The sequence below is a fragment of the Streptomyces sp. NPDC000348 genome, from assembly GCF_042898795.1.
Taxonomy (GTDB): domain Bacteria; phylum Actinomycetota; class Actinomycetes; order Streptomycetales; family Streptomycetaceae; genus Streptomyces.
Window position 1 is genome coordinate 1 of sequence record NZ_JBIAZD010000046.1, and the last position, 9374, is coordinate 9374.

Below are 9374 nucleotides of genomic sequence, written 5' to 3' on the forward strand. Positions count from 1 at the left end.
CGAGTACGAGGAAGCCTTCTGGCGCAGCCAGGAGCAAACCCCGCAGTCCGCCTGAACCAATCAAGATCGGACTCTATGAAACTCGGGGCAGCTCAGGTGGCCGTGGTGCGGGTCGCGGTGGTGGTCGAGCGTGTGGTGGATGTACCGCTGCCAGTCCGCACGGGTCCGCTCCGGAGCATCGCCCGTCTCGGGCATCAGCAAGCCGTCAACCACGGCCTCGGCACACAGGCCGGCGAGCTCGCGTGCGTGCTCGTCCATGGCGGTGAACTGTTCGATGACGTTGACCGGTTCGAGATACCGCAGTGCCTTGACGGTGGCGTCGTCGTACGGGCTGTGCTCGGGGTCGAAGGCGAGCACCGTCAGTTCGTGGCTGACCGTCTCGTTCTTCCGGGCCCCAGGCATGCCGGGCAGGTCCGCAGGGGTGATGACCGACAGCGCGTACCGCGACTACAGCGGATGAGCGTCGGGCGCCGTGACGCTCCAGATGGCAAGGACGGCCGGATGCCCGCGCGGGGGAAGTCGGACGGTCCGTCCGTTCGGGCCGTGCAGCTCGTGATCTGTCTCCTTGTGCGGAGCCTAACGACGCTCGTCGCCGGGACAGCGGTGGCGCTTCGACCACCGGGTCACGCCGCCCTGCTCATGCCGGGTCCGGCGCCTCGTCGACTTCCTCGACGACGAGTTGGGGAAAGCGGCTGCACACCTGCTCTTCCAGCGCCTTGCGCTGTGCGGCGGCCCGGACGCAGGCGCTCGAGCCGCGGGCCTCCGGAGGCCCTGAGCTCGTCGGCTGGAAGCCGAGCACTTGCTCCTCCCGCTCCAGGTTGAACTTTACGGAACAGACCGAGCACCCCAACCAAGTGCAGCAGGTGGGCGGCGCCGCGTCGTGCTCTGCACTATCCCACGAACCTTGACCACCCCTGGCATTTGATGCGGGCGTCCTGTCTGTTCCGTAAAGTTGAAAGCTTCCATTCCCCACTTGGCCACGGTGGTGGTGCGCGCTCGCCGACCGGGCGTCAGGCTTCGCGAAGAGCGTGCGCTACCGTCCTTGCTCCAGTCCGAGGAGGGGGAGCATGACACAGCAGGGGCGGATAGCCGGAGCACGAGGATGGTGGCGCAGCACCCCACCGCTGATCCGCCGCTTCAGCATCGTGTTGCTCATCACCGGCGCCCTTCTCGCCGTCACAGGCCTCTGGCTCGACCGCACCGACTGGTGGGAAGGGCACAGCTTCTTCGTCAATCTCGTCTCCAGCCTCACGTCGCTGTGCTTCGGCGTCCCCACCGCCCTGCTGGTCCTCAGCCACCTCGGGAACGCCCAGGCGGACGCACGGCGAACCCGGCGGGCCAAAGACTTCGCGTGCGCCGAAGTCGAGGAGTTTCACACATCCCTGACCAGGATCTTCAACGTCAACAGCGTCGCAGCTCTGGACTCCGAGGTAAGAAGACTGCTCCACGACCTGCACCGCCTGCGTCAGCTGAGAGACACCGACGGATCGGCCGCCGCCGAGTTCCTCCACGCCTTCAACGCCCTGCTGAAACTCGGTCCAGCACCGACGGCATACCGAGAGCCGACTGGCTGGACAGCCCTGTCCGCTGACCGCTGGCAATGGAGGAGGATGGAGAGCTGGCACGTCCGGGTCGAGACCCAGTGGAGAGTCCTCAGCAACGAGGTGCGTCCCATGGTTGTCGACTGCGGCCTGCCTTGGCTTCCGAGGTCCCCGGCCGCCAAAGCCGAGCAGGCGATACGGCGGCTTCTGAGCGACCACAAGCGCAACCCTTGGACGGTGGAGCGAACAACCCTCGACGACCAGGATGTGGTGGACGCGATGAGGCACTTCCTCTTTGACCTGCGCGTTCTGTGCACCACGGCGAAAGATCTGGCCGCCCGTTACCCTTCCCCCGCCTCGTCCACCGCACCGTGAACCCGACCGGTGCCCGCAGTTCCTAGAGTGGCAGGATGAACCGCTCCGCCGAAGCCCCGGACCCCCGCACCGTCCTGCACGGATGGCTGTGCGGGGTGTACGTGCGGCCCGACGGCCAGGAGGTCCGCGGCCGCGCCTGGGACGAGGACACCCGCTACCGCTACGGCCTGCTCCTCGCCGGCATCGACGCTCCCGCCGGATGGCGCGGTGACTGGCTCACCTACATCGGGGACCTGGTCTGGCACTTCGAGCCCCTGCACATCCGGGACTGGGCCGCCCGGCTCATCAATCTCGACGGCAGCCCCATGGCGGCCGCCTCCCGCGGCCGCGCCGTCTCCGCCGTCCGCAGCTTCTACACCCACTGCGAAGAAGACCTCGGCGCCGCCCGCTGGAACCTCCCGCCGCGCCGCGAACTCGCCGGACCCACCCCGCCGTCACCGCGCGAGCGGCTCACCCGCTTCCAGACCGACGCCCTGCGCACCGCAGCCGACCGCTACCGCGGCCCCCACGCCGAACGTGCCCGGCTCGCCGTCTACATGACGCTCGCAGGCCTGCGCCCGGGCCAGTCCATCGCCGTCGTCGTCCAGCACATCCAGCGCGACAACCAGGCCGGCCCCACCTGGCGCCTGCCGGCGAAGAACAACAGCACCTCCGCCGTCACCCACCTCCAGCCCATCCCCCGGCCGGTGGTGTGGGCGCTGGACGAGTACCTGCCGGTCCGCACCCACAAGGCCCCGCACTCCACCGAGACGACCGGCCCCCTGCTGCTCTCGCGCACCGGGCGCGGCCTGGACCGGGTCACCTTCCCCCGCCTGCTGCGCGACGTCGCCGCCACCCACCCCGACCTGGCGGAGATCTCCCCCTCCCTGCTGCCGGACGTCGTCGCTCACTCGCCGAGCCCCTTCGCCGACGAGGCCGGGACCGGCGCCGGCAAGAAGTAGCCGCTCTCCGGTCAGCCGGGCACAAGCACGGCACACCGCCGGCCCCCGCACCAGCTGCTTCCGCACCGAACGGCGCGAACGCCCGGAACCGTTCCTCTCTGAGGATGGCGTCCAGGCGCTGCTGCGGACTTGAGTCTCGTATCTCTTCGGGAACCCAGACCGGCCGAACGCCGTTGCGCCCGGTGAAGTGATACAGGTACTCGCTCTGCGCAGGCCCTACCGGACCAAGTGCCGGCGTCATCCCGCCCCCTGTGCTCTGCGCGCTTGCCTTCGTCCCAGGCCCCGCGACCTGGACGGAGCCAGTACGGCAAACGACCTTGCCGCTATGAAGGTCCATGCCGGCACCGCAGTTCCTCGATCCCAGGGCCGGAGCCCGGGACCGGCCGGGAAGCCTGTTGCACACTGCGGGCCAGGACCGTCGCCACGTGCCCGGCCTCCTGGATGCCCCTGTACCAGGTCAGCCCCCACCAGTCCGCCACGACGGTGGCCGGGCCGACGGTCGAGGCACGCGTGTGCCACCTCAGCCACAGACGGCACCAGCCACGCTTTTCCGTTGCTGCGTTCCCGCGCCCTCCTCGATCAGCACCCGGAAGACGGCATCAACCCGACACACCCGAGGACCGGCGCTTGCGCCGGCCCGCAGGGGTACGCGGGGATACGCGTACCCCGCGTCCCACGTGCATGAAGAACTCGCAGCCATCAGCGCGAGCCTGACCTGCGGAAACATGCGATGCGATCCGACTGGGGAAGCGGCATACCCGATCCGGGGATCATCTTTGGCGACTCACCGATCGGGTCATCCCGATCCCAGCATCGGGATGACCCGACTCTGGGATCGGATCAGGTACCTATGAGCACACTGCTCACATGGCACATCGATCCGACTGTGCAGACGGATCAGTTAGCAATGTGGTAATGCTCTTCCTGGTAAGTGATCTGTTCCCCGAGCCTGATCGCTCACCGGCCCCATACCGACTTGTAGGGACGGCCCTCACATGGCAGAGCAGGCGCGGAAGATCCTCGCCCTGGTCGATCAGGACACAGGAGAATTCGAGGAGGTACACCGCGCCAACTACGCCTTCAACGGTGCCCACATCAATGTGGGCATCCGTAGGGGCCGGGAGTTGGCCTCGGCTGCTTCAGGCCTGACCGACCGGGAGTTCCGCGTCCTCGTCTGGTACTGGTTCGCCACGGAGACGAGCGAAGAGGCCGTCATGCGGACGGGTGCGGACATCGCGGCAGAACTCGGCATGAGCCCGGATGCTCTGTCGAGAGTGGTGAAGGTTCTCAAGAAGGCTCGGCTGCTGGTGGAGGCGGGCGGTCTTGGGCGGACTACCTTCTACAGGTGCACGCCCTACCTCGCCTTCATCGGTACAGGCTTCGCCCACCGTGAAGCCGTCAAGGACTGGAACCCACCAGAGACCAGGGTGCGCGAGCCCCGTGACCGCCGGCGTCGGAAGAAGGGCGAGGCCTGATGAGGATTCACGACGCGGAAGACGTCCAGTACCTGCTGAGGAAGACCGGGCGTGTCCTCAGTCCCAACCAGCGGATCGTCGTCATGCTCTACGCGTCTTCGGAGCAGCGGCCCGACGGAACCGTGATGATCAAGGCCAGTGAGCTGGCCGCCACCGCAGGGATGACGCCGCCGGTGCTGTCCCGCACTCGCAAGGAGTTGCTCGAGGCCGGCTGGCTGGAGGCCACCGGCAGTGTGGGCAGCGTCAAGCACTACCGGCTCACCCCGGCCTTGTTCGAGGACCGCAGCCCGGCCGGACGCCACCTGCGGGCTGTCGGTAGCTGAGGGCTCCTCCAACAGTGAAGCGACCCGACTCCGGAGTCGGGTCGCTTCACTGTTGGAGGAGCCCTCAGCTACCGACAGCCCGCAGGTGGCGTCCGGCCGGGCTGCGGTCCTCGAACAAGGCCGGGGTGAGCCGGTAGTGCTTGACGCTGCCCACACTGCCGGTGGCCTCCAGCCAGCCGGCCTCGAGCAACTCCTTGCGAGTGCGGGACAGCACCGGCGGCGTCATCCCTGCGGTGGCGGCCAGCTCACTGGCCTTGATCATCACGGTTCCGTCGGGCCGCTGCTCCGAAGACGCGTAGAGCATGACGACGATCCGCTGGTTGGGACTGAGGACACGCCCGGTCTTCCTCAGCAGGTACTGGACGTCTTCCGCGTCGTGAATCCTCATCAGGCCTCGCCCTTCTTCCGACGCCGGCGGTCACGGGGCTCGCGCACCCTGGTCTCTGGTGGGTTCCAGTCCTTGACGGCTTCACGGTGGGCGAAGCCTGTACCGATGAAGGCGAGGTAGGGCGTGCACCTGTAGAAGGTAGTCCGCCCAAGACCGCCCGCCTCCACCAGCAGCCGAGCCTTCTTGAGAACCTTCACCACTCTCGACAGAGCATCCGGGCTCATGCCGAGTTCTGCCGCGATGTCCGCACCCGTCCGCATGACGGCCTCTTCGCTCGTCTCCGTGGCGAACCAGTACCAGACGAGGACGCGGAACTCCCGGTCGGTCAGGCCTGAAGCAGCCGAGGCCAACTCCCGGCCCCTACGGATGCCCACATTGATGTGGGCACCGTTGAAGGCGTAGTTGGCGCGGTGTACCTCCTCGAATTCTCCTGTGTCCTGATCGACCAGGGCGAGGATCTTCCGCGCCTGCTCTGCCATGTGAGGGCCGTCCCTACAAGTCGGTATGGGGCCGGTGAGCGATCAGGCTCGGGGAACAGATCACTTACCAGGAAGAGCATTACCACATTGCTAACTGATCCGTCTGCACAGTCGGATCGATGTGCCATGTGAGCAGTGTGCTCATAGGTACCTGATCCGATCCCAGAGTCGGGTCATCCCGATGCTGGGATCGGGATGACCCGATCGGTGAGTCGCCAAAGATGATCCCCGGATCGGGTATGCCGCTTCCCCAGTCGGATCGCATCGCATGTTTCCGCAGGTCAGGCTCGCGCTGATGGCTGCGAGTTCTTCATGCACGTGGGACGCGGGGTACGCGTATCCCCGCGTACCCCTGCGGGCCGGCGCAAGCGCCGGTCCTCGGGTGTGTCGGGTTGATGCCGTCTTCCGGGTGCTGATCGAGGAGGGCGCGGGAACGCAGCAACGGAAAAGCGTGGCTGGTGCCGTCTGTGGCTGAGGTGGCACACGCGTGCCTCGACCGTCGGCCCGGCCACCGTCGTGGCGGACTGGTGGGGGCTGACCTGGTACAGGGGCATCCAGGAGGCCGGGCACGTGGCGACGGTCCTGGCCCGCAGTGTGCAACAGGCTTCCCGGCCGGTCCCGGGCTCCGGCCCTGGGATCGAGGAACTGCGGTGCCGGCATGGACCTTCATAGCGGCAAGGTCGTTTGCCGTACTGGCTCCGTCCAGGTCGCGGGGCCTGGGACGAAGGCAAGCGCGCAGAGCACAGGGGGCGGGATGACGCCGGCACTTGGTCCGGTAGGGCCTGCGCAGAGCGAGTACCTGTATCACTTCACCGGGCGCAACGGCGTTCGGCCGGTCTGGGTTCCCGAAGAGATACGAGACTCAAGTCCGCAGCAGCGCCTGGACGCCATCCTCAGAGAGGAACGGTTCCGGGCGTTCGCGCCGTTCGGTGCGGAAGCAGCTGGTGCGGGGGCCGGCGGTGTGCCGTGCTTGTGCCCGGCTGACCGGAGAGCGGCTACTTCTTGCCGGCGCCGGTCCCGGCCTCGTCGGCGAAGGGGCTCGGCGAGTGAGCGACGACGTCCGGCAGCAGGGAGGGGGAGATCTCCGCCAGGTCGGGGTGGGTGGCGGCGACGTCGCGCAGCAGGCGGGGGAAGGTGACCCGGTCCAGGCCGCGCCCGGTGCGCGAGAGCAGCAGGGGGCCGGTCGTCTCGGTGGAGTGCGGGGCCTTGTGGGTGCGGACCGGCAGGTACTCGTCCAGCGCCCACACCACCGGCCGGGGGATGGGCTGGAGGTGGGTGACGGCGGAGGTGCTGTTGTTCTTCGCCGGCAGGCGCCAGGTGGGGCCGGCCTGGTTGTCGCGCTGGATGTGCTGGACGACGACGGCGATGGACTGGCCCGGGCGCAGGCCTGCGAGCGTCATGTAGACGGCGAGCCGGGCACGTTCGGCGTGGGGGCCGCGGTAGCGGTCGGCTGCGGTGCGCAGGGCGTCGGTCTGGAAGCGGGTGAGCCGCTCGCGCGGTGACGGCGGGGTGGGTCCGGCGAGTTCGCGGCGCGGCGGGAGGTTCCAGCGGGCGGCGCCGAGGTCTTCTTCGCAGTGGGTGTAGAAGCTGCGGACGGCGGAGACGGCGCGGCCGCGGGAGGCGGCCGCCATGGGGCTGCCGTCGAGATTGATGAGCCGGGCGGCCCAGTCCCGGATGTGCAGGGGCTCGAAGTGCCAGACCAGGTCCCCGATGTAGGTGAGCCAGTCACCGCGCCATCCGGCGGGAGCGTCGATGCCGGCGAGGAGCAGGCCGTAGCGGTAGCGGGTGTCCTCGTCCCAGGCGCGGCCGCGGACCTCCTGGCCGTCGGGCCGCACGTACACCCCGCACAGCCATCCGTGCAGGACGGTGCGGGGGTCCGGGGCTTCGGCGGAGCGGTTCATCCTGCCACTCTAGGAACTGCGGGCACCGGTCGGGTTCACGGTGCGGTGGACGAGGCGGGGGAAGGGTAACGGGCGGCCAGATCTTTCGCCGTGGTGCACAGAACGCGCAGGTCAAAGAGGAAGTGCCTCATCGCGTCCACCACATCCTGGTCGTCGAGGGTTGTTCGCTCCACCGTCCAAGGGTTGCGCTTGTGGTCGCTCAGAAGCCGCCGTATCGCCTGCTCGGCTTTGGCGGCCGGGGACCTCGGAAGCCAAGGCAGGCCGCAGTCGACAACCATGGGACGCACCTCGTTGCTGAGGACTCTCCACTGGGTCTCGACCCGGACGTGCCAGCTCTCCATCCTCCTCCATTGCCAGCGGTCAGCGGACAGGGCTGTCCAGCCAGTCGGCTCTCGGTATGCCGTCGGTGCTGGACCGAGTTTCAGCAGGGCGTTGAAGGCGTGGAGGAACTCGGCGGCGGCCGATCCGTCGGTGTCTCTCAGCTGACGCAGGCGGTGCAGGTCGTGGAGCAGTCTTCTTACCTCGGAGTCCAGAGCTGCGACGCTGTTGACGTTGAAGATCCTGGTCAGGGATGTGTGAAACTCCTCGACTTCGGCGCACGCGAAGTCTTTGGCCCGCCGGGTTCGCCGTGCGTCCGCCTGGGCGTTCCCGAGGTGGCTGAGGACCAGCAGGGCGGTGGGGACGCCGAAGCACAGCGACGTGAGGCTGGAGACGAGATTGACGAAGAAGCTGTGCCCTTCCCACCAGTCGGTGCGGTCGAGCCAGAGGCCTGTGACGGCGAGAAGGGCGCCGGTGATGAGCAACACGATGCTGAAGCGGCGGATCAGCGGTGGGGTGCTGCGCCACCATCCTCGTGCTCCGGCTATCCGCCCCTGCTGTGTCATGCTCCCCCTCCTCGGACTGGAGCAAGGACGGTAGCGCACGCTCTTCGCGAAGCCTGACGCCCGGTCGGCGAGCGCGCACCACCACCGTGGCCAAGTGGGGAATGGAAGCTTTCAACTTTACGGAACAGACAGGACGCCCGCATCAAATGCCAGGGGTGGTCAAGGTTCGTGGGATAGTGCAGAGCACGACGCGGCGCCGCCCACCTGCTGCACTTGGTTGGGGTGCTCGGTCTGTTCCGTAAAGTTCAACCTGGAGCGGGAGGAGCAAGTGCTCGGCTTCCAGCCGACGAGCTCAGGGCCTCCGGAGGCCCGCGGCTCGAGCGCCTGCGTCCGGGCCGCCGCACAGCGCAAGGCGCTGGAAGAGCAGGTGTGCAGCCGCTTTCCCCAACTCGTCGTCGAGGAAGTCGACGAGGCGCCGGACCCGGCATGAGCAGGGCGGCGTGACCCGGTGGTCGAAGCGCCACCGCTGTCCCGGCGACGAGCGTCGTTAGGCTCCGCACAAGGAGACAGATCACGAGCTGCACGGCCCGAACGGACGGACCGTCCGACTTCCCCCGCGCGGGCATCCGGCCGTCCTTGCCATCTGGAGCGTCACGGCGCCCGACGCTCATCCGCTGTAGTCGCGGTACGCGCTGTCGGTCATCACCCCTGCGGACCTGCCCGGCATGCCTGGGGCCCGGAAGAACGAGACGGTCAGCCACGAACTGACGGTGCTCGCCTTCGACCCCGAGCACAGCCCGTACGACGACGCCACCGTCAAGGCACTGCGGTATCTCGAACCGGTCAACGTCATCGAACAGTTCACCGCCATGGACGAGCACGCACGCGAGCTCGCCGGCCTGTGTGCCGAGGCCGTGGTTGACGGCTTGCTGATGCCCGAGACGGGCGATGCTCCGGAGCGGACCCGTGCGGACTGGCAGCGGTACATCCACCACACGCTCGACCACCACCGCGACCCGCACCACGGCCACCTGAGCTGCCCCGAGTTTCATAGAGTCCGATCTTGATTGGTTCAGGCGGACTGCGGGGTTTGCTCCTGGCTGCGCCAGAAGGCTTCCTCGTACTCG

12 protein-coding genes are annotated in these 9374 nt (G+C 67.9%); 6 read left to right on the forward strand and 6 right to left on the reverse strand.

From position 1 onward, the window contains the following. Positions 1-60: 60 nt before the first annotated feature. Both ACFY3N_RS36355 and ACFY3N_RS36360 read right to left on the reverse strand, forming a co-directional pair. Positions 61-402, reverse strand: coding sequence for a hypothetical protein (locus tag ACFY3N_RS36355; protein WP_390821054.1), 342 nt, complete (start codon positions 400-402; stop codon positions 61-63). Between the two features lie 235 nt (positions 403-637). Further along, positions 638-799, reverse strand: a complete 162-nt coding sequence (locus tag ACFY3N_RS36360; protein WP_390821055.1) for a hypothetical protein — start codon at positions 797-799, stop codon at positions 638-640. A gap of 268 nt (positions 800-1067) precedes the next feature. On the opposite strand from ACFY3N_RS36360, the gene ACFY3N_RS36365 reads away from it, so the two are divergent. From ACFY3N_RS36365 to ACFY3N_RS36380, 4 genes are all read left to right on the forward strand, one after another. Then, positions 1068-1916, forward strand: coding sequence for a hypothetical protein (locus ACFY3N_RS36365; protein WP_390821056.1), 849 nt, complete (start codon positions 1068-1070; stop codon positions 1914-1916). A 35-nt stretch (positions 1917-1951) separates the two neighbouring features. After that, positions 1952-2857, forward strand: coding sequence for a hypothetical protein (locus tag ACFY3N_RS36370; protein WP_390821057.1), 906 nt, complete (start codon positions 1952-1954; stop codon positions 2855-2857). Between the two features lie 995 nt (positions 2858-3852). Further along, the gene (locus ACFY3N_RS36375) at positions 3853-4332 is read left to right on the forward strand and encodes a MarR family transcriptional regulator (protein WP_390821058.1); all 480 of its coding nucleotides are present in this window, start codon (positions 3853-3855) and stop codon (positions 4330-4332) included. Beyond that, on the forward strand, positions 4332-4655 hold the full coding sequence (locus ACFY3N_RS36380) for a replication initiation protein, RepL2 (RefSeq protein WP_390821059.1): 324 nt from the start codon (positions 4332-4334) through the stop codon (positions 4653-4655). Before ACFY3N_RS36375 ends, ACFY3N_RS36380 begins: the two co-directional genes overlap by 1 nt. A gap of 64 nt (positions 4656-4719) precedes the next feature. Here ACFY3N_RS36380 and ACFY3N_RS36385 read toward each other — a convergent pair whose 3' ends face one another. From ACFY3N_RS36385 to ACFY3N_RS36400, 4 genes are all read right to left on the reverse strand, one after another. After that, positions 4720-5043, reverse strand: a complete 324-nt coding sequence (locus ACFY3N_RS36385; protein WP_390821059.1) for a replication initiation protein, RepL2 — start codon at positions 5041-5043, stop codon at positions 4720-4722. Beyond that, positions 5043-5522: a MarR family transcriptional regulator gene (locus ACFY3N_RS36390; RefSeq protein ID WP_390821058.1), complete on the reverse strand. Its 480-nt coding sequence runs from the start codon at positions 5520-5522 to the stop codon at positions 5043-5045. The genes ACFY3N_RS36385 and ACFY3N_RS36390 overlap by 1 nt, the downstream gene beginning before the upstream one ends. A 995-nt stretch (positions 5523-6517) precedes the next feature. Beyond that, entirely contained in the window at positions 6518-7423 is a 906-nt protein-coding gene (locus ACFY3N_RS36395; protein WP_390821057.1) for a hypothetical protein, read from the reverse strand. Between the two features lie 35 nt (positions 7424-7458). Then, the gene (locus tag ACFY3N_RS36400; RefSeq protein ID WP_390821056.1) at positions 7459-8307 is read right to left on the reverse strand and encodes a hypothetical protein; all 849 of its coding nucleotides are present in this window, start codon (positions 8305-8307) and stop codon (positions 7459-7461) included. Between the two features lie 268 nt (positions 8308-8575). Between ACFY3N_RS36400 and ACFY3N_RS36405 the strand changes: the two genes are divergently transcribed. Together ACFY3N_RS36405 and ACFY3N_RS36410 are read left to right on the forward strand one after the other, a co-directional pair. After that, positions 8576-8737 (forward strand): hypothetical protein, encoded by a 162-nt coding sequence (locus ACFY3N_RS36405; RefSeq protein WP_390821055.1) that lies wholly within the window; start codon positions 8576-8578, stop codon positions 8735-8737. Between the two features lie 235 nt (positions 8738-8972). Further along, complete coding sequence (locus ACFY3N_RS36410) at positions 8973-9314, forward strand: hypothetical protein (RefSeq protein ID WP_390821054.1); 342 nt, start codon at positions 8973-8975, stop codon at positions 9312-9314. Positions 9315-9374: the final 60 nt, after the last annotated feature.

Coding starts and splice junctions, on each gene's coding strand:
- ACFY3N_RS36355 (WP_390821054.1), bottom strand. CDS start 402: ATGCCTGGGGCCCGGAAGAACGAGACGGTCAGCCACGAACTGACGGTG.
- ACFY3N_RS36365 (WP_390821056.1), top strand. CDS start 1,068: ATGACACAGCAGGGGCGGATAGCCGGAGCACGAGGATGGTGGCGCAGC.
- ACFY3N_RS36370 (WP_390821057.1), top strand. CDS start 1,952: ATGAACCGCTCCGCCGAAGCCCCGGACCCCCGCACCGTCCTGCACGGA.
- ACFY3N_RS36375 (WP_390821058.1), top strand. CDS start 3,853: ATGGCAGAGCAGGCGCGGAAGATCCTCGCCCTGGTCGATCAGGACACA.
- ACFY3N_RS36380 (WP_390821059.1), top strand. CDS start 4,332: ATGAGGATTCACGACGCGGAAGACGTCCAGTACCTGCTGAGGAAGACC.
- ACFY3N_RS36385 (WP_390821059.1), bottom strand. CDS start 5,043: ATGAGGATTCACGACGCGGAAGACGTCCAGTACCTGCTGAGGAAGACC.
- ACFY3N_RS36390 (WP_390821058.1), bottom strand. CDS start 5,522: ATGGCAGAGCAGGCGCGGAAGATCCTCGCCCTGGTCGATCAGGACACA.
- ACFY3N_RS36395 (WP_390821057.1), bottom strand. CDS start 7,423: ATGAACCGCTCCGCCGAAGCCCCGGACCCCCGCACCGTCCTGCACGGA.
- ACFY3N_RS36400 (WP_390821056.1), bottom strand. CDS start 8,307: ATGACACAGCAGGGGCGGATAGCCGGAGCACGAGGATGGTGGCGCAGC.
- ACFY3N_RS36410 (WP_390821054.1), top strand. CDS start 8,973: ATGCCTGGGGCCCGGAAGAACGAGACGGTCAGCCACGAACTGACGGTG.